The 17656-nt window shown below is 64.9% G+C and carries 16 protein-coding genes; 6 read left to right on the forward strand and 10 right to left on the reverse strand.

Annotated features, from left to right (window positions below; translation table 11 throughout):
• Positions 1–3: 3 nt before the first annotated feature.
• The 3 genes from OHD62_RS01285 (at position 4) to OHD62_RS01295 (ending at position 3518) form a co-directional block, all read left to right on the forward strand.
• Positions 4–1257, forward strand: coding sequence for a M24 family metallopeptidase (locus OHD62_RS01285; RefSeq protein ID WP_263780415.1), 1254 nt, complete (start codon positions 4–6; stop codon positions 1255–1257).
• A 125-nt stretch (positions 1258–1382) separates the two neighbouring features.
• Positions 1383–2585 (forward strand): CobW family GTP-binding protein, encoded by a 1203-nt coding sequence (locus tag OHD62_RS01290; protein WP_263780416.1) that lies wholly within the window; start codon positions 1383–1385, stop codon positions 2583–2585.
• A gap of 45 nt (positions 2586–2630) precedes the next feature.
• The gene (locus OHD62_RS01295) at positions 2631–3518 is read left to right on the forward strand and encodes an NAD(P)-dependent oxidoreductase (protein ID WP_263780417.1); all 888 of its coding nucleotides are present in this window, start codon (positions 2631–2633) and stop codon (positions 3516–3518) included.
• A gap of 13 nt (positions 3519–3531) precedes the next feature.
• Here OHD62_RS01295 and OHD62_RS01300 read toward each other — a convergent pair whose 3' ends face one another.
• The 6 genes from OHD62_RS01300 to OHD62_RS01325 all read right to left on the reverse strand — a co-directional run bounded on the left by OHD62_RS01300 (position 3532) and on the right by OHD62_RS01325 (position 10002).
• Positions 3532–4335 (reverse strand): SDR family NAD(P)-dependent oxidoreductase, encoded by an 804-nt coding sequence (locus tag OHD62_RS01300; protein WP_263780418.1) that lies wholly within the window; start codon positions 4333–4335, stop codon positions 3532–3534.
• A 72-nt stretch (positions 4336–4407) separates the two neighbouring features.
• Positions 4408–5424, reverse strand: a complete 1017-nt coding sequence (locus OHD62_RS01305; protein ID WP_263780419.1) for an ABC transporter permease — start codon at positions 5422–5424, stop codon at positions 4408–4410.
• Between the two features lies 1 nt (position 5425).
• Positions 5426–6934, reverse strand: coding sequence for a sugar ABC transporter ATP-binding protein (locus OHD62_RS01310; RefSeq protein WP_263780420.1), 1509 nt, complete (start codon positions 6932–6934; stop codon positions 5426–5428).
• Between the two features lie 87 nt (positions 6935–7021).
• Complete coding sequence (locus OHD62_RS01315; RefSeq protein WP_263780421.1) at positions 7022–8065, reverse strand: sugar ABC transporter substrate-binding protein; 1044 nt, start codon at positions 8063–8065, stop codon at positions 7022–7024.
• Positions 8066–8299: 234 nt separating this feature from the next.
• Positions 8300–9100: an SDR family NAD(P)-dependent oxidoreductase gene (locus OHD62_RS01320; protein ID WP_263780423.1), complete on the reverse strand. Its 801-nt coding sequence runs from the start codon at positions 9098–9100 to the stop codon at positions 8300–8302.
• 29 nt (positions 9101–9129) lie between these two features.
• Positions 9130–10002 carry a sugar phosphate isomerase/epimerase family protein gene (locus tag OHD62_RS01325; protein WP_263780424.1) on the reverse strand — a complete coding sequence of 291 codons (873 nt, stop codon included), beginning with the start codon at positions 10000–10002 and terminating at the stop codon, positions 9130–9132.
• A gap of 283 nt (positions 10003–10285) precedes the next feature.
• Between OHD62_RS01325 and OHD62_RS01330 the strand changes: the two genes are divergently transcribed.
• Complete coding sequence (locus OHD62_RS01330) at positions 10286–11356, forward strand: SDR family oxidoreductase (protein ID WP_263780425.1); 1071 nt, start codon at positions 10286–10288, stop codon at positions 11354–11356.
• On the opposite strand, the gene nagA is transcribed toward OHD62_RS01330, so the two are convergent.
• The 4 genes from nagA to OHD62_RS01350 are packed head-to-tail and all read right to left on the reverse strand — an operon-like array spanning position 11353 to position 15195.
• Complete coding sequence (gene nagA, locus OHD62_RS01335; RefSeq protein ID WP_263780426.1) at positions 11353–12513, reverse strand: N-acetylglucosamine-6-phosphate deacetylase; 1161 nt, start codon at positions 12511–12513, stop codon at positions 11353–11355. The genes OHD62_RS01330 and nagA overlap by 4 nt on opposite strands.
• Positions 12510–13541 carry an SIS domain-containing protein gene (locus OHD62_RS01340; RefSeq protein ID WP_263780428.1) on the reverse strand — a complete coding sequence of 344 codons (1032 nt, stop codon included), beginning with the start codon at positions 13539–13541 and terminating at the stop codon, positions 12510–12512. Before OHD62_RS01340 ends, nagA begins: the two co-directional genes overlap by 4 nt.
• On the reverse strand, positions 13538–14320 hold the full coding sequence (locus OHD62_RS01345; RefSeq protein ID WP_263780429.1) for a GntR family transcriptional regulator: 783 nt from the start codon (positions 14318–14320) through the stop codon (positions 13538–13540). The genes OHD62_RS01340 and OHD62_RS01345 overlap by 4 nt, the downstream gene beginning before the upstream one ends.
• Entirely contained in the window at positions 14317–15195 is an 879-nt protein-coding gene (locus OHD62_RS01350) for an N-acetylglucosamine kinase (protein ID WP_263780430.1), read from the reverse strand. The genes OHD62_RS01345 and OHD62_RS01350 overlap by 4 nt, the downstream gene beginning before the upstream one ends.
• 199 nt (positions 15196–15394) lie before the next feature.
• On the opposite strand from OHD62_RS01350, the gene OHD62_RS01355 reads away from it, so the two are divergent.
• Both OHD62_RS01355 and OHD62_RS01360 read left to right on the forward strand, forming a co-directional pair.
• Positions 15395–16354, forward strand: a complete 960-nt coding sequence (locus OHD62_RS01355; protein ID WP_263780431.1) for an N-acetylmuramic acid 6-phosphate etherase — start codon at positions 15395–15397, stop codon at positions 16352–16354.
• 2 nt (positions 16355–16356) lie between these two features.
• On the forward strand, positions 16357–17616 hold the full coding sequence (locus OHD62_RS01360) for an ABC transporter substrate-binding protein (protein WP_263780432.1): 1260 nt from the start codon (positions 16357–16359) through the stop codon (positions 17614–17616).
• Positions 17617–17656: the final 40 nt, after the last annotated feature.

Genomic DNA, 17656 nt, shown 5'->3' on the forward strand with positions numbered 1-17656 from the left:
TCAATGAAATACAACAGTCCCTATTCCACGGCCGCATGGGGCCAGATGGCGAAGGATTGGGAGCAGGGCGTCGACTACAGCCGGCTTTCGAAAGAGCGCCTGGCGCGCGCCCAGCGTGCGATACGCCATGCCGGCCTTGGCGCCGTGCTGTGCTTCAACTTCGACAATATCCGCTACGTCACCGCCACCCATATCGGTGAGTGGGCGCGCGACAAGTTCATCCGCTATGCGCTTTGCCCGGTCGAGGGTTCGCCCTTTCTGTGGGACCCGGCGCCGCCGGCCAAGCGCATCTCCTCGCCCTGGATCGCCGACAATGTCGCGGCCCCCGTTACCACGATGCAGGGCGCCATCCCGCCGCATATGAACGTGCAGCGCGACTTCGCCAGGCAGATCAAGAAAGCGCTTGTCCATTACGGCATCGAGAAGGAGCCGCTCGGCATCGACCTGATGGAGCTCGGCATGCTGCGGGCGCTCGAGGCCGAAGGCATCGAGGTGGTCGACGGCCAGCAGGCGCTGCTCGACGCCCGCGAGATCAAGACCGCCGACGAGATCGAACTGCTCAAGGTCGCGGCATCGATGGTCGACGCGACCTATGTCGACATCGCTCGCGCCATCCGTCCCGGCACCAGGGAGAACGAACTCGTCGCCATCGCCAACGACCGGCTGTTCCGCATGGGATCGGAACGGGTCGAATGCGTGAACTCGGTTTCCGGCTCGCGCGGGCGGCCGCATTCGCACACCTTCTCCGACCGCATGATCCAGCCCGGCGACATGATCTTCCTGGACATCATGCATTCCTACAACGGCTATCGTACCTGCTACTACCGCACTTTCATCTGCGGCGAGCCGAACAAGCACCAGGTCGACGCCTATGAGGCGGCTTCGAAATGGCTCAGCGCCTCGATCGACATGATCCGTCCGGGCATCACGCCTGACGAGGTCGCGGCGGTCTGGCCCGATGCGCAGGATTTCGGCTACCGCGACGAGGCGGAAGCCTTCCTGCTGCAATATGGTCACGGTGTCGGCCTGTCGCTGTGGGAACGTCCGATCTTCTCCAAGCGTTTCCGTGGCCAGAACACGCCGCTGCGCGAAGGCATGGTCTTTGCGCTGGAGACGTGGAAGGGTGCCGAGGACGGCACCGGTGCTGCCCGGATCGAGGAAGAGGTGGTCGTCACCAAGGACGGTTGCGAGATCATCACCAACTTCCCGTCCGACCGGCTGATTTCGTGCGGCCTGCCCGGCTGCGAAGTGTTTTGAGGTAACAGAGCATGATCCCGAACCGGAGGTCCGCGTCAGCGAAAAGTGGGAACCGGTTTTTGCTTCGCTGACCTTCGGTTCGGAAAAGATCATGCTTAAACAAAGAAACTGAATCGGGGCATGAGATGAGGACCGAGCCGAAAACTTCCGCCGCGCGCGGCTCGGGCCGCATTCCGGTCACGCTCGTCACCGGCTTTCTCGGCAGCGGCAAGACGACGCTGATCAATGCCGCGCTGCGGGCGCCGCAGATGGCGCGCACGGTGGTGGTGGTCAATGAGTTCGGCGAGGTCGGCCTCGATCACCAGCTCTTCGCCTCGAGCAGCGATTCCGTCGTCGTGCTGGAGAATGGCTGCCTCTGCTGCACGGTCCGCAGCGATCTGGTCGGCACGCTCAACGCGCTGTACCACGATCGCGAGGCCGGCCGCATTCCGGCTTTCGAGAATGTCGTCATCGAAAGCTCGGGCCTCGCCGAGCCGGGCGCGGTGCTGCAGGCCTTCCTGTCGGAGCCGACGCTCGACGGGCTCTACCGCGTCGCTTCCGTCGTCACATTGGTCGACGCCGTTAACTGGCGCGATACATCGGAGCGGCATGACGAAGCGCTGCGCCAGGTCGCCTTCGCCGACCAGATCCTGCTGACCAAGCTCGATCTCGCCAAGCGGGCGAACGCCGAGGCCCTGGTGCGCCGCGACATCGCCGACCTCAACCCGGGCGCCGAGATCGGCATCGTCGACTGGACGCCGGGACCGATCGCCGAGATGCTGACCGCACCCGGCTTCGACGCTGCCGACGCCAAGGCCGACCCGAGGCCATGGCTGCGGCTCGCCGACCACGACAAGCACGATCACGATGGGCACGATCACGACGAGCATGATCACGATGCGCATGATCATGCGCATCACGACCATGCCGGCGATCGCGATCATGATCACCACGAGCCGCACTATCATCTGCGCGGCAAGGGCATAGAGAGCTTCGTGCTGCTGCGCGAAAATCCGTTGTCGCGCGACGAGCTTCAGTTCCTGCTCGACGGCATCAGCCAGAATCTCGGGCCTAGCCTGCTGCGCGTGAAGGGGCTGGTCAACATCGCCGAGGAACCGGGACAGCCGGCGGTCATCCAGGGCGCCCAGCACCTTCTGCACACCATGACCTGGCTCGAAAAATGGCCCGACGACGACAGGCGCACGCGCATCGTCTTCATCACCCAGGGCATAGCCGGCGACGAGCTGCGCGAGATGATCGACCTTCTCGACCGTGTCAGCCAGCGCACCTTCAAGGCCCGCGAGCGCGGCAGCCGCTTGCGCCAGTCGTCTCCCGGCGGGAGAAATTAGGCCAGCACACGACGACCCTGCGCGCCGAAATAGCGAGGAACAGCCATGAGAATCGGATGGATCGGCCTCGGCAAGATGGGCCTGCCCATGTCGCGGCGTCTGCATGACGCCGGCCACGCCATCACCGCCTATGTCCGCAACGATGCCGGCCGCGAGCGCGCCACGGACAATGGCTATCAGCCTGTCTCGACGATGAGTGCACTTGCCGAGAATGCGGATATCGTCTTCACCGCGATTTCCGACGACGCGGCGCTGCTCGAGATCGCCGTCGGCGACGATGCGCTGACGGCACAGTTGCGCGCAGGGCAGAGCTGGATCGATACTAGCACCGTCTCGCCCTCGGCGTCGAACCTGGTGGCAAAGCGGCTCGAAGCCCGCAACGTCGCCTATCTGCGCGCGCCGATCTCCGGCTCCACCGCGCTGGCCGCGGCCGGCACGCTGACGACGATGGTCTCGGGACCGCGTGCCGACTTCGAGCGCCTGCAGCCGCTGCTCGCCGCCTACACGCGCAAGCAGTTCTATCTCGGCGATGGCGAGCAGTCGCGCTACATGAAGCTCGCCGTCAACGCCATGGTCGGCGCGACGGCGGCGCTTCTGGCCGAGTCGCTCGCCTTCAGCGGCAAGGGCGGTATCGAGCTCGAAGCGGCGATGGAGGTCTTCTGTGACAGCGCGGTCGCCTCGCCGCTGATGCAGTACAAGCGCGCCATGATCATCGAGGGGAAATACGAACCTGCCTTCGCGGTGTCGCAGATCATGAAGGACCTCGATATCCTGCTGGATGTCGGTCGGGAGAACCACGCACCGCAACCGCTCGCCGCGCAGATCAGGCAGCAGTTCGAAAGCGCCTATCTGCACGGCCACGGCGAGCGCGACCTCTTCGTGCTGGTCAGGGAAATGGCCGAACTTGCCGGCGTGGAGAAAGACCTAACCTGAAGCCGGCAAATCCTCAGTCAATCGATGCACCCTCCGCGCCGGTGCGAAAATCGAAGCTTGTGGACAGACCGCCATCGGCCATCAGGTCGGCGCCGATGAAGGCGCCCGATTGGTCGGACAAGAGATAGGCGACCGACAGCGCGATCTGCTTCGGATCGAGGATGCTGCCGCCGGGCTGGCGGTTGGCGCGTGTTGCCAGGAATTTCTGGCTGTCGGCCGCCGATTCCAGATGGCGCTTGAACAGGCCCGCCATCATCGGGCCGGGGCTGAGCACATTGACGCGGATGCCCTGGCGGGCATGATCCATGGCGATGGTGCGGGCAAGCGCCCGGGCGGCGGCCTTGGAGGCCGAATAGGCGGCAAGCTGTTGCTCGGCGAATGTCGCCGAGACACTGCCGACGACGACGATCGGTCCGCCGCCATTGTCGATCATGCGCGGCAGCAGCGCCTTGATCGCCATCGCCGTGCCGACGACATTGACGTCCAGCGTGCGCACGAGCATTTCCTTGCTCGTCTCGATGATGGTGCCGACATCGAGGATCGCGGCGGCCGTGACGAGACCGAGCGATGTGGTGCCGGATTTCTTGAGCTCGGCCTCCACTGCACGCCAGGTCTCCTCGTCCGAAACGCTGCCCTCGACATGCGTGTAGTCCGCTTCGCCTGCGAGGTCGGCGACCGCCGCCGCCCTGTCGACCCCGATCGTGGCGACGCCGGCATCGAGCAGCAATCGGCAAAGCTCATAGCCGAGCCCTGATGCCGCGCCGGTGACGACGACCGTCTGCGGCAGAGTGAGGGCGAGGGTGGGTCTTGAGGTCATTGAAACTGTTCCTTGTTGAAAGACGGGTTCGCCGACGCAGCATCCGCCACGCCGCCGGCGATACCGGGCGAGTCAGGCGCGCGGCGTCTCGCCGCTGAGCCGGGTGATGATGAGGGCGAGCAGGATGATGGCGCCGTAGCAGGCGTCGATCCAGAAGGCCGCCACCTGCGAAAGCGTCAGCACATTCTGCAGCAGGCCGAGCAGCAGCACGCCGGTCAACGCGCCGATGATCCGGCCCTGGCCGCCATTGAGGCTGATGCCGCCGATCACCGATGCGGCAAAGACGTAGAAGATCATGTTCTGCCCCTGGCTCGACACCACCGAGGCGATGCGGCCGGTCAGCAACAGGCCGGCCAAGGAGGCCAGCAGGCTTCCCATGATGAAGACGCCGAGCGTGATGCGCTCGACCGGAATGCCGGCGACGCGCGCCGCCTCCGGATTGCCGCCGATGGCGTAGATGGCGCGGCCAATGCGATGGTAGCGCATCATCAAGCCGAAGAAGAGGAACAGCAGCCCGGCGATCCAGATCGAAGCAGGGATGCCCAGCCATTTCGCGTTGCCGAGATAGAGGAACTCCTCCGGCAGGTCGAACAGCGTCTGGCCGTTGGTGATGCCGAGCGTGATGCCGCGCAGCAGGATCAGCATCGCCAGCGTCGTGATGAAGGCGTTGAGCCTGAGCTTGACCACCAGCAGCCCGTTGATCAGCCCGATCAGCAGGCCGGTGGCGAGCACCACAGCGATGCCGGCATAGCCGCTGATGCCGATGCCGGAGCCGCCGATCGACACGTCGGAGATCATCAGCCAGGCGGCGAACATCGGTGCTATGCCGACGGTCGATTCCAGCGAGAGGTCGAACTTGCCGCAGATCAGGATCAACGACTGCGCGATCACCAGGATCGACAGTTCGGAGGATTGCTGCAGGATGTTCAGCAGGTTCTCCGGCATCAGGAAGGACGAACTGACGAAGCTGCCGATGACGATGACGACGGCGATGACGGGGATCAGCACCAGTTCGCGCAGCCTGAAGCGGTCAAACAGGCCTTGGCTTGGGCGGGCGATGGCGGCTTTTTCGAGGGAAGCGTTCGTCATCTCAGTACAGTCCTTCGATTGCCGCGACGACGTCCTGGTCGCTCCAGCCCCTGGCGAAGCTGCGCGTCAGGCGGCCGCGGAAGATCACCTCGACCCGGTCGCAGATCGCCAGTTCGTCTAGATCGTCCGACACGACGAGAACGGCCATGCCGCGATCCCTGGCGGCGTTGATGATGCGGTAGAGTGCATCCTTCGAGGCGATGTCGACGCCTTGCGTCGGCGCCGCCAACACCAGCACCTTAGGGTCCGAGGCGAGCGCGCGGCCGACCATGGCCTTCTGCTGGTTGCCGCCGGAGAGCTCGCCGATCGGCTGCGACCCGGAGGCCGCGACGATGCCGAGTTCGGCGATCTGCCGGTCGACCATGTCTGACTGCCGGCCGGTCGAAACGAAGCCGAACGGCCCGAGCTTCGGCAGCACGGTCGTCGTCAGATTGTCGCCGAGCGACATCAGCGGGAATAGGCCGCTGACATGCCGGTCGCGCGCGACATAGCCGACGCCTGCCGCGCGCATCGCCCCGACATCGCCGAGCGGCGTCTTTGTGCCATGGATGGCGATGCTGCCGGCATCCGGATTAAGCAGGCCGGCGACGGCCTCGGCGATCTTGTCCTTGCCCGAGCCCGCGAGCCCTGCCAGCCCGACGCATTCGCCGCAATGGACGCTAAGATCGATGTTCTCCAGACTGTCCTTCACGGTGAGGCCGCCGATGTCGAGGCCTGAAGTCATCCGCGCCTTGCTCGCAGAATTGCCGCTCTTCCTGCCCGCGCCCGATGCCGCGAATTCGCCGACCATGGCGGCGACCAGCCGGTCCTTGGGCAACTCGTCGAGCCTGGCGTCGGCAACGACGCGGCCATCGCGCATCACCGACACGGTGCGGCAGATCTCGTAGATCTCTTCCAGATGATGCGAGATGTAGAGGAAGGTGACGCCTTGCTCCTGCAGTCCGCGGATGCGCTCGAACAGGCGATTGACCTCGCGCCGCTCGAGCTCGGCCGTTGGCTCGTCGAGGATGATGAAGCGGCTTCCCTGCAACAGCGCGCGCGCGATCTCGACGATCTGGCGCTGTTCGACGGTCAGCCGCCAGGCATCGAGATCGGGCGCGACGTCGAGGCCCCAATCGTCGAGCACGGCGATGGATTCCTCGCGCAGCCGGCGCCAGTCGACTAACCCCAGACCGTTTCGCGGCTGGTTGTTCAGGAACAGGTTTTCTGCCACCGTCAGGTGCGGAATGACCATCCAGCGCTGGTAGACGCAGGCCACCCGCTCGCGCCAGCCCTGCCGGTCGCCGAGCGAAGGCGCAGGCCTCCCGCCGAGCCGGATCTCGCCGGCATTGGCGCCGTATAGGCCGGTGAGCAGCCCGACCAGAGTCGACTTGCCGGCGCCGTTGCGGCCGACCAGCGCGCGCGCATCGCCGACCGGGATCGAGATCCCGACATCGTGCAGCACTTCGATCGGACCGAAGCGCTTGTTGATGCCGTGTGCTTCGGCTGCATAGGTTTCGACGGCGCTCATCGGTCAGTTCCGGGCATTCTGAACTCAGTCAGAAACGATCGCGATGCGCGGACTCCTCCTCTGGGCAGAAGTCCGCGCATCAAAAGATCATTTATCCGTCTGGTTACCCCAGAGCGACGGATCGCTGGCATTGGCCTTGGTGACGACGGTCGCCGGCAGATAGTCCATCAGATTGTCGCCGACCGGCACGATCTCGCTATTATGGTCCGTCGGGCCGGCAGCGAAGGTCTTTCCTTCCGCGGCGGCCTTGGCATAGAAGGCGCCATACTTGGCATAGAGATCGAGCGGCTGGGCAACCGCCACGTCGAGCAGATCCTCGCGGATCTTCTCCAGCGCGTAGGGCGTGCCGTCGACAGTTGCCAGGAAGATGTGGTTCGGCTCGCCGACCTTTGTCAGCTTGCCGGCGCTCTTCAAGACGTTGAGCACTCCGGCGAGCATCACCGAGTCGCTCTGCATGTAGATCGCGACGAGATCGGGCGTCGTGGTGACCACGGTCTGCGCCGCCGACGTCGCCTTGTCGGTCTTCCAGTATGTCGGCTGCTCGATGATGGTCACATCGGGGTATTTCGCCTTCATGCATTCGTTGAAGCCGGTGGTGCGGTCGCGGCCATTGGTCGTGGCCTGGTCGCCCATCAGCGAAAGGACCTTGCCCTTGCCGCCGATGGCCGCGCCCAGCGCCTCGCACGCCTTGCCGCCGATACCCTTGTTATCGGCGCGCACGATCATCGCCGACTTGCCCTTGGCCGGCGCAATGTCGATCAGCACGGTCGGAACGTTCTTCGAAGCCGCGAATTCCAGCACCGGCACGATGGCCTGGCTGTCGGTCGGATTGACGATCAGCACCTTGGCGCCGGCCGAGATCAGGTTGCGGATGTCGGTCGCCTGTTTGCCGGCATCGCCATTGGCGTTGGTTGCCGGCATGGCCTCCATCCCGGCATCCTTGACCGCCTTCAGCGTCTGGTTGGCCATGATCGCCTGGAACGGATCGGTCAGGAACGGCGCGGAATAGCCGAGCTTGATGCTTTCGGCATTGGCCGGCATCAGCATCGCCGCAAGAGCGATCGCGGCGCCTGAAACGATCATCACAGCCACGCCGGAGCGGCGCGGTTTCGTCTTGAACACGCTTTGCATTTTCATTCCTCCCAATCACCGGCGCCAGCCTCTTCCCTCGGCGCCAATGCCCGGACAGTGTTCGCTGGCGTCCCCGGCGTTTCAACACGCAAGAATATCATTTTGATAGAATGGCAGGCCGGGCGCTTAGTAGGCCTTCATAAGCCGGCAAAGCGAGCGCGCCGGCTCAGCCGTTGCGCATGATCCCGGAAGCCGAAGGATCATGCGCAAATCTGGAAGCGTCGTGGTGGCGGATCAGATGATGCTGCGGATCGAGCCGCCGTCGACGCCCCAGACGGCGGAGGTGACGAAGGAGGCGAGATCGGAGGCCAGGAAGACCACGACATTGGCTACTTCTTCCGGCTCGCCGAGACGCCCGAGCGGCAGTTGCCGCAAGCTCATCTCGTGTTCCACGGCCTCTTTCGGCGGCATGTTGTGGAACTTGCCCATTGTTTCGGCGAAGCCGCCGGGCTTAGACCAGAACGGCGTCCAGATCGGCCCTGGCGCCACCGCATTGACCCGGATCTTCGGCGCTTCCGCCCGGGCCAGGCCTTTGGTCAGCGCCAGCACGGCGGATTTGGACGCACTGTAGTCGACCGGCACCGGCTCCGGCTGACGGGCGAGATCGGAGGCGTTGTTGATGATGACGCCGCCCTTCTGCCGCAGGATCGGCAGCGCCACGCGCGTTGCCCTGACGTAGCTCATGAAATTGAGCTGGAAGGTCTTGTCCCATTCCTCGTCAGTGAGCTGGTCGAAGGTGCGCACCGCGCCCGAGCCGACATTGTTCACGAGAACGTCGAGCGAGCCGCCGAACGGCTTCAGCGCCTCGCCCATCGCGTTGATGACGCCGTCGCCGGTGCTGAGGTCGCCGATGCCGGCGCTGGCCTTGGCGCCGAGCGCCTTGATTTCGGCGATCACCGCATCGAGCCCGGCGCGGTCGATGTCGACCAGCGCGACCTGGGCGCCTTCCTTGGCGAAGGCGAGCGCGGTGGCGCGGCCGATGCCGAGCGCCGCACCGGTGATCAGCACGGTTTTTCCAGCGAGATTGGTCTGCATTTTCTCTCTCCCGATCGTTTTTTGATTTATCAGCCGGCGACTTTTTCAGCCGGTTCGAACATCGCCATCGTCGTGTCGTAGGAGCGCTTCGCCTGCTCTTTGAGCGGCAGCAGCCGATGGGTCTCGCTAAGCACCTCGACCGAGAAGAAATCGTCGAAGCCCGTCGCCTGGACCGCCCTGATGAAGGCGCGCGGGTCGAGCGCGCCTTCGCCGCACAGCAGGCGATGATGGAGCGTGTCCTCCCACAGCGTGCCGACGACCTCCGCCTTGGCGTCGTTGAGCTCGACCGATTTGAAATAGCTGGCCGGCAGCGCGCGAAGCTCGTCATAGTCCATGCCGCCGCGCGCCACGTGCCAGATGTCGATGCACAGCCCGCCATTGTCCTGGCCCGCCTGCCGCACCACCTCCCGCGCCGTCTTCAAATCACGTATGTTGGTAAAGGGCAGCATCTCGATCGCGACATTGGTGTTGGCCGCCCTGGCGTCCTCGCAGACCTGGGCTAAGGCCGCCGCATAGTGCGGAATGTCTATCGTCTCGGCATACATTTTGGGCGCAATCTTCAGATCACGCGCGCCAAGCACCGCCGCCGCCTCGAGCAGGTCGTGCTTGATCCTGTCGGAGGCGGCCTTCTTCTCGCCGGTTTCGAACCAGTCGCCGAGGAATTCGACCTCGACATGGACGATGCCATTGTCGTCGAAGATCTGCTTGATGCCCTTGAGGCCGATCTTCACGGCATTGGCCATGATGTCCTGGTAGACCAGGCCCATGCCGGTATAGCCGGCGGCGGAAGCGGCCTCGGCCCGCTCGCGCAAGGAGAAGGGACTGACTTCGCTCGGACCCATCGGGTATCGGTCACCGGCAATGGTCCAATACGCCGCCAGCAACTCCACCTTCTTGGCCATCCTGTCTCCTCCTTGAATGCTTCAGGCAAGCCATTGCCTGCCGGATCGTCCAAAGCCGACCCGTTCCTCCAATCGGGCATCTTCCGTTTGGCTTTTGGGGATGCAACAGGAAGAATTATCAAATCGAGCATTCCGCCGGCGCCCCGCAGCAGAGGTCGCCCCAAACTTTATCATTCTGAACAACACGGCCGTTGCCGCTTTGGCGTGACGTTCTATCTTGGCCGGCAACAAGCATAATGCCGGTTCTCGCGTCGCGGCGGACCGGCCTCGGAGGAGACTACGCATGGCAGATCATACGGCATTGGTGGTTGGCGCGAGCGGCATGATCGGCGGCAATCTTGCCCGTGAACTGGTCGGCCGTGGCTGGACGGTTTACGGCCTCTCGCGCAACCCGGGCGGCGATGTGCCGGGCATGCTGCCGGTCGCCGCCGATCTGCTCAGCGCGGCCAGCGTCAAGGCAGCGCTCGGCAATGTCGCGCCGACGCACGTGTTCTTTGCCACCTGGACGCGGCGCCCGACCGAGGCGGAGAACATCGAGGTCAACAGCGCCATGGTCAGGAATGTGCTGGATGCGCTGTCGCCCAGGAAATCCGTGCAGCATGTCGCGCTGGTCACCGGCCTGAAGCACTATCTCGGGCCGTTCGACGCTTATGTCTCCGGCGGTTTCCTGCCGGTAACGCCGCTGCGCGAGGAACAGCCGAGGCTGGATCTGCCGAACTTCTATTACGCCCAGGAAGACGAGGTTTATGCCGCCGCCAGGCGCGACGGCTTCACCTGGTCGATCCACCGCCCGCACACCGTCATCGGCAAGGCCATCGGCAATGCGATGAACATGGGCAGCACGCTGGCCGTCTACGCCTCGATCTGCAAGGAGACCGGCCGCCCCTTCCACTGGCCGGGTGCCGCCGGCCAGTGGAACGGCCTGTGCGACGTCACCGACGCCCGCATCCTGGCCAAGCATCTAGCCTGGGCGAGCACCACCGAGGCGGCGCGCAACGAAGCCTTCAACGTCGTCAATGGCGACTTCTTCCGCTGGAACTGGCTGTGGCCGCGCCTGGCGGCATGGTTCGGCGTCGAGCCGGCCGGCTTCGACGGTACGATCCATCCGCTCGAGGCCGAAATGGCCGACGCGCCGGCGATCTGGAAAGGCATGGTGGCGAAGTACAAGCTCAAGGAGGCCGACCTCGACCGTTTGGCCTCACCCTGGCATACTGATCTCGATCTCGGCCGCCCGATCGAGGTGATGACCGACATGACCAAGAGCCGCGAACTCGGCTTCACCGACTACCAGTCGACCGAGCGCTCCTTCCTCGACCTCTTCGCGCAGCTGCGGGCCGAACGGCTGATCCCTTAGGCGTCAAAAACCTTGGCGCCGCCGATCCAGACGCCCTTGACTTCGAGATCGTCCGACAGTGCGACGATGTCGGCGGCGGTGCCGTTGGCGAAGCGCCCGAGCCGATGCGCCTGGCCGATCGCCTCAGCCGGATAGAGCGAGGCCATGCGCAAGGCTTCGCCGAGTTCCAGCCCGACGGCGCGGTGGACGTATCGAACGGCGGTGATCATGTCGAGATCGGCGCCGGCAAGAGTTCCATCGGCCAGCCGCAGGCTGCCGTCCTTGCGGTAGATGGTGCGGCCGTTCAGCGTGAACGAGGTCATGTCGGTGCCGATCGTCGCCATGGCGTCGGTGACGAGGAAGATCCTGCCCGCGCCCTTCTTGGCGCGCAAAGCAATCGCCATGGTGGCGGGATCGACATGGATGCCGTCGGCGATGATGCCGGCATTGAAGGTGCCGATGTCGAGGGCGGCGCCCGCCAGCCCCGGCTCGCGATTGCCGATCTGGCTCATGGCGTTGAACAGATGCGTGGCCATCGTGGCGCCGGCCTCGGCAAAGGCGCGCGCCGTGGCGTAGGAGGTGTCGGAATGGCCGAGGCTGACGACGATGCCGGCCTCAGCCAGCACTGAGACGCGGGCGGCTTCGACGGATTCGGGGGCGATCGTCGTCAGCAGCACCGGCAGCTTCCGCCGCGTGGCGATCAGCGCGGCCTGGTCGGCATCCGTCATCGGCCGGATCAGCGTCGGGTCATGTGCGCCCTTGCGGGCGATCGACAGATGCGGGCCTTCAAGATGAAGACCGAGAAAGCCCGGCACTTTCTGCCGCGCGGCTTCAACCCCTGCGGCAACCGCCGCGGCGGTGATGTCGGGCGTGTCGGTGATCAGCGTCGGCAGCAGCGCCGTTGTGCCGAAGGGCGCATGCGCCCGGCAGATGGTTTCGATAGAGGCGACATTGGGATGGTCGTTGACCATGACGCCGCCACCGCCATTGACCTGCAGGTCGACGAAGCCCGGCGCCAGCATGCCGCCGCCAGTCTCGATACGATCGATGCCGGATGGGATGGCGCCCTTGGGAATGATGGCTTCGACCAGACCGTCGCGCACGACAAGGGCCGCATCGTCGTGCCAGTCATCGCCATCGAATATCCGGGCGCCAGTCAGGGCAAAACGGCCGCTCATACTGTTTCCGTCACCTTGCGCAGATTGGGCGGCAGATCCGGGTCGAGGCCGCGATGGCGGGCAAAGGCCTCGACGAAGCCATAGAAGGACACGATCAGCGTCAGCGGGTCGGTCAGTGGATGGCCGGTGGCGACATGCGGCAGGTGCTGGGCAACCTTTGCCTTGTCCGAGGTGACAAAGACGGCCGCACCCTTGCCCGCCAAAGCGTCCGCAGCCTCGGCGACCGACGGCTCGGAAGCATCGCGGGCGGCGAGCGCCAGCACCGGAAAGCCAGGCCCGACCAGCGCCAATGGGCCATGCATGACTTCGGCCGCGCTATAGGCCTCGGCATGCATGGCGCAGGTCTCCTTGAACTTCAGCGCCGCCTCGTTGGCGATCGCCGAAGACGGACCGCGCCCGAGGATGAACAGCGATTTTGGCGTCTCGAACGTTGCAGCCAACGCCATCCAGTCGCAAGCGATCGCCTTGCTGAAATGCTCCGGCAGGCGGGCAAGTGCGGCGAGCAGCTTGTCGTCGCCGGTGCAATGCGCCATCAAGGCGAGGCCGGCGACCGCCGAATTGACGAAGGTTTTCGTTGCCGCAACGCTGCGTTCAGGCCCGGCCAAGATATCGATGGCGTAATCCGAGGCTCGCGCCAGCGGCGAATCGGCGGTGTTGGTGATGGCGACGGTCAGCGAACCGCCGGCCTTCGCCGCCCGCGCCATGGCGACGATGTCCGGGCTCTTGCCTGATTGCGAGATGGCAAGGCAAGCGGAGCCGGCGAGCCTGAGTTTGGCGCCATAGATCGAGGCGATCGACGGCCCGACCGATGCGACGGCAAGGCCGGCCGTCAGTTCCACGGCATATTTCATGAAGGTGGCGACATGGTCGGACGAACCGCGCGCGACGGTAACGATGAAATGCGGGTCGCGCTCGCGGATGCCGCGCCCGGCTTCGGTCAGCACGGTGCCCGAACCGTCGAGCAGGCGGGCGGTGGCCTCCGGGATCTCCTCGATCTCGCGTCGCATATGGGTCTTGGTTGCGCTCATGGCCTGCTCTCTTCTCCCGGGCCGCTCAGCCGGAGTTCGGCGACGAAATCATAGGCGTCGCCCCTGTAGATGGAGCGGGTGAACTCGATCACCTTGCCGCTCGCCAGATAGGAAATGCGCTCAATGTGCAGTCCGGCAATGCCGGGCGGCACTTCCAGCAGGCGCGCGTCGTCGTCGCCGAGATTGGCGGCGGAGATGCGCTGCACCGCCCGCACCGGCCGGTGGCCGGTCAATTCCAGCGCCGCATAGAGCGAGGAACCTATCCCCGCCGGATCGGGCAGCACGCTGGCCGACAGCGCGGCGCGTTCGATCGCCAGCGGCGTGTCGTTGGCAATGCGCAGGCGCGCCACACGCGCCACCAGCTCGTTCGACGACAGGCCGAGCACCATCATCTCATCGGGCGAGGGCGCATAGAGGCCGCGGTCGAGCCAGGCCGAACGCACGGCCATGCCGCGCCGCGCCATATCCTCGGTGAAAGATGTCAGACGCGACAGCGATTGCTCGACACGCTCCATGCGCGGCGCAACGAAAGTGCCGGAGCCATGGCGCTGGACGAGGATGCCGCCCTTGACCAGATCCTGCACCGCCTTGCGCACGGTGACGCGTGAAATATCGGCCTTGCTAGCGATGTCGCGCTCGGAAGGCAGCGCGTCGCCGGGTCCGATCAGGCCGCGATTGACGGCGTCCTCGATGCTTTTTCTGAGCTGCAGATAGAGCGGCGCGCCGCTTTGCGAGGATTGCTTCAGCGTGGCGAAGATCTGGTCGGCAGCCTCGCTCATCGCGCCGCCTCCGCTCTCGCGAAAATACGTACCGCCATTTGCACGGCGCCGCCCAGCGCGTCGTCGAGCGGCGGCTTCAGCAGCGCCCGGTAGCGCGCCGACAGGCGCGGCGCGTAGAGCGGCGCCAGCCCGCCGAGCAGGCAAAGCGGGGCGTTATCGGAGAGATCGAGCACGCCGAGCGCTGCCTCGACATCGGCGACCGCCTTGTCGAGGATCCAGTTGGCGACAATGTCGCCCTTTTCGGCGTGGTCGAAGACCTTGGGCGCGAAGCCGCCGAAATCACCCGGCTTGGCGTTGGTGGTGAACTCGACCACGTCCTCGGGATTATTGCGGAAGATGGCGAGCATGGCCTGCGTCAGCGGCGATCCCTGGCGGATGCCGTCATAGGCGAGCAGCGTCTGTTCGAGCAGGTCGCGGCCGATGCGGGCGCCGCTGCCCTGGTCGCCGACCTGGAAGCCCCAGCCGCCGACAGCGCGCGACTTGCCGTCCTTGCGCGCCATGTAGGCGGTGCCGGTGCCGAGGATGGCCATGGCGCCATCGCCGGACCCGACGGCACCCTCGAGCGCGATCTCGGCATCGGTCTCGACGCGGCTGATGCTGAACGGCAGGACCGCTTCAAGCTGCTGCCTGTAGGTGCCGACATTGGCGCCTGCCAGGCCAAGGATGGCCGGCGTCTGCGGGATCAGTTCCGGATCCTCGCCGGCGGCGGCAAAGGCCTGCCTCGCTGCATCGACTATGTTGGCTCTGGCGCCGGTAAGGTCCGTGCGGATGTTGGCCGCACCACTCTTGGCGCGGCCGACGACGCGGCCGTCCGCTGTCGCAAGGGCCGCCCTGCAGCTGGTGCCGCCGCCATCGATGCCGAGCACGAAATTCACGCGATTTCTCCTCCGGGCGGATAATACCAATAAAATACCAATAGCCAAGGGTTAATTTCCGTTTCAAAAAGATTAAGGCGTATTTGATTGAAAAATTTGGATATTTCGCCGGCAAGGCAATTCTCAAGCGTCGAATTCGTTAATGCGTGTGGACAAGTGGTATTTTTTTGGTATTGTTTTGTGAGTTGGAGGACATTGGATGGCCGAGAAGCGCACCGAAGCGCATCACCAGAATGCCGAGGGGCTGGATATCCAGGCTCCGGATGCCATCCTTTCCTCATTGGCCGATGCCCAGATCGAGGCCGCAAGGGCCGTGCGCGGCGCCATTCCGGCAATAGCCGATGCGGCCGAGATCATCGCTGGCCGGCTGAACGGCGGCGGCAAGCTCGCCTATGCGGCGGCCGGCAGCTCGGGCCTGATGGCGCTGGCCGACGCGCTGGAACTGCCGGGGACTTTCGGCATCAAGCGCGACCGCATCGCCATCCTGATCGCCGGTGGCGACGAAGCCTTCAAGACGCTGGCCGGCGGTCCCGAAGACGATACCGGCGAAGCCGCGGCCGCGGTCGCCGCTGCCGGCATCGGCAAGGATGATTGCCTGATCGCCGTTTCGGCCAGCGGCTCGACGCCTTATGCGGTCAGGGCGCTGGAGGAGGCGCGCAGGCGAGGTGCTGCCACCATCGCCATCGCCAACAACAGCGATGCGCCGCTGTTGCGGCTGGCCGATGTCGCCATCCTGCTCGAAACGCCGCCGGAGCTGATCGCCGGCTCGACGCGCATGGGCGCCGGCACCGCCCAGAAGATCGCGCTCAACATGCTGTCGACGCTCACCGCCATCCATCTCGGCCACGTCCATGACGGCTATATGGTCAACCTCATGGCCGACAACATCAAGCTGCGCGACCGCGCTGCGCGCATCGTCGCCGCCATCTCGGGGCGCGGCAGGGACGATGCGGCGCGCCTGCTCGAAAAGAGCGGCGGCGCCGTCAAGACCGCCATTCTGCTCGCCGCCGGTGCTGCCAGCGCCGATGCGGCCGAGAAGATACTGGAAGGGACCGGCCAGAAACTGCGACCGGCGCTTTCCGCGATCGAGGGGAGCAAGGGGCGCAATGCTCCTGTTCTCATCAAAACCGAACCTGAAAAAGGTCAACAGGGAGACTGAGCATGACAACGAAACTATTGACGGCACTGCTTCTCGGCACCAGCATTCTCGGCTTCGCCGGGGTCGCGAATGCCGCCGACGTTACCCTCAACATCGAAAGCTGGCGCGGCGACGACCTTGCCATCTGGAAGGACAAGCTGATCCCGGCTTTCGAGGCCAAGAATCCGGGCATCAAGGTGGTGTTCGCGCCGTCGGCGCCGACCGAATATGACGCCGCGCTGGGTGCCAAGCTCGCCGCCGGCTCGGCCGGCGACCTGATCACCTGCCGCCCCTTCGACAAGTCGCTGGAACTCTACAAGAAGGGCAATCTCGCCGATCTGTCGGCGCTGCCTGGCATGGAGAACTTCTCCCCCGTGGCCAAGTCAGCTTGGCAGACCGACGATGGCAAGGCGACCTTCTGCGTCCCGATGGCCTCGGTCATCCACGGCTTCATCTACAATAAGGACGCCTTCGACAAGCTCGGCATCAAGGTGCCGGAGACCCGCGACGAATTCTTCGCCGCGCTCGACAAGATCAAGGCTGACGGCACCTACATCCCGATGGCGATGGGCACCAAGGATCTCTGGGAAGCAGCCACCATGGGCTACCAGAACATCGGCCCGAACTACTGGAAAGGCGAGGATGGCCGGACAGCGCTGATCAAAGGCGAGCAGAAGCTGACCGACAAGGACTGGGTCGCGCCGTATGAAGAACTTGCCAAGTGGAAGCCTTATCTTGGCGACGGCTTCGAGGCTCAGACCTATCCGGACAGCCAGAACCTGTTCACGCTCGGCCGCGCCGCCATCTACCCGGCCGGCTCGTGGGAGATCGCGCTGTTCAACACCCAGGCGCAGTTCAAGATGGGCGCCTTCCCACCGCCGGTCGAGAAGGCCGGCGACACCTGCTACATCTCCGACCACACCGACATCGGCATGGGTCTGAATGCGGCTTCGAAGAATGCCGATGCGGCCAAGACCTTCCTGTCCTGGGTCGCTTCGCCTGACTTCGCCGCCATCTACGCCAACGCGCTGCCGGGCTTCTTCAGCCTGAACAACACGCCGGTGAAGATGGAAGACCCGCTGGCGCAGGAATTCGTCTCCTGGCGCGGCAAGTGCAAGTCGACGATCCGCTCAACCTACCAGATCCTGGGCCGCGGTACGCCGAACCTCGAAAACGAGACGTGGGTTGAATCGGCCAACGTCATCAACGGCACCGATACGCCGGAAGCCGCCGCCAAGAAACTGCAGGACGGTCTCGACAGCTGGTACAAGCCGGCGAAGTAAGAGCTCAGGCAACGGACCGGCCGGGCACATGCCCGGCCGG

It is taken from the genome of Mesorhizobium sp. YC-39 (assembly GCF_025753795.1).
GTDB lineage: Bacteria > Pseudomonadota > Alphaproteobacteria > Rhizobiales > Rhizobiaceae > Mesorhizobium.

Bases quoted from the DNA above. Each gene is read 5' to 3' on its own strand.
- OHD62_RS01300 (WP_263780418.1), bottom strand. From the start codon at position 4,335: ATGACCTCAAGACCCACCCTCGCCCTCACTCTGCCGCAGACGGTCGTC.
- OHD62_RS01360 (WP_263780432.1), top strand. From the start codon at position 16,357: ATGACAACGAAACTATTGACGGCACTGCTTCTCGGCACCAGCATTCTC.
- OHD62_RS01325 (WP_263780424.1), bottom strand. From the start codon at position 10,002: ATGGCCAAGAAGGTGGAGTTGCTGGCGGCGTATTGGACCATTGCCGGT.
- OHD62_RS01340 (WP_263780428.1), bottom strand. From the start codon at position 13,541: ATGAGCGCAACCAAGACCCATATGCGACGCGAGATCGAGGAGATCCCG.
- OHD62_RS01295 (WP_263780417.1), top strand. From the start codon at position 2,631: ATGAGAATCGGATGGATCGGCCTCGGCAAGATGGGCCTGCCCATGTCG.
- OHD62_RS01345 (WP_263780429.1), bottom strand. From the start codon at position 14,320: ATGAGCGAGGCTGCCGACCAGATCTTCGCCACGCTGAAGCAATCCTCG.
- nagA (WP_263780426.1), bottom strand. From the start codon at position 12,513: ATGAGCGGCCGTTTTGCCCTGACTGGCGCCCGGATATTCGATGGCGAT.
- OHD62_RS01355 (WP_263780431.1), top strand. From the start codon at position 15,395: ATGGCCGAGAAGCGCACCGAAGCGCATCACCAGAATGCCGAGGGGCTG.
- OHD62_RS01330 (WP_263780425.1), top strand. From the start codon at position 10,286: ATGGCAGATCATACGGCATTGGTGGTTGGCGCGAGCGGCATGATCGGC.
- OHD62_RS01315 (WP_263780421.1), bottom strand. From the start codon at position 8,065: ATGCAAAGCGTGTTCAAGACGAAACCGCGCCGCTCCGGCGTGGCTGTG.
- OHD62_RS01320 (WP_263780423.1), bottom strand. From the start codon at position 9,100: ATGCAGACCAATCTCGCTGGAAAAACCGTGCTGATCACCGGTGCGGCG.
- OHD62_RS01310 (WP_263780420.1), bottom strand. From the start codon at position 6,934: ATGAGCGCCGTCGAAACCTATGCAGCCGAAGCACACGGCATCAACAAG.
- OHD62_RS01290 (WP_263780416.1), top strand. From the start codon at position 1,383: ATGAGGACCGAGCCGAAAACTTCCGCCGCGCGCGGCTCGGGCCGCATT.
- OHD62_RS01285 (WP_263780415.1), top strand. From the start codon at position 4: ATGAAATACAACAGTCCCTATTCCACGGCCGCATGGGGCCAGATGGCG.
- OHD62_RS01305 (WP_263780419.1), bottom strand. From the start codon at position 5,424: ATGACGAACGCTTCCCTCGAAAAAGCCGCCATCGCCCGCCCAAGCCAA.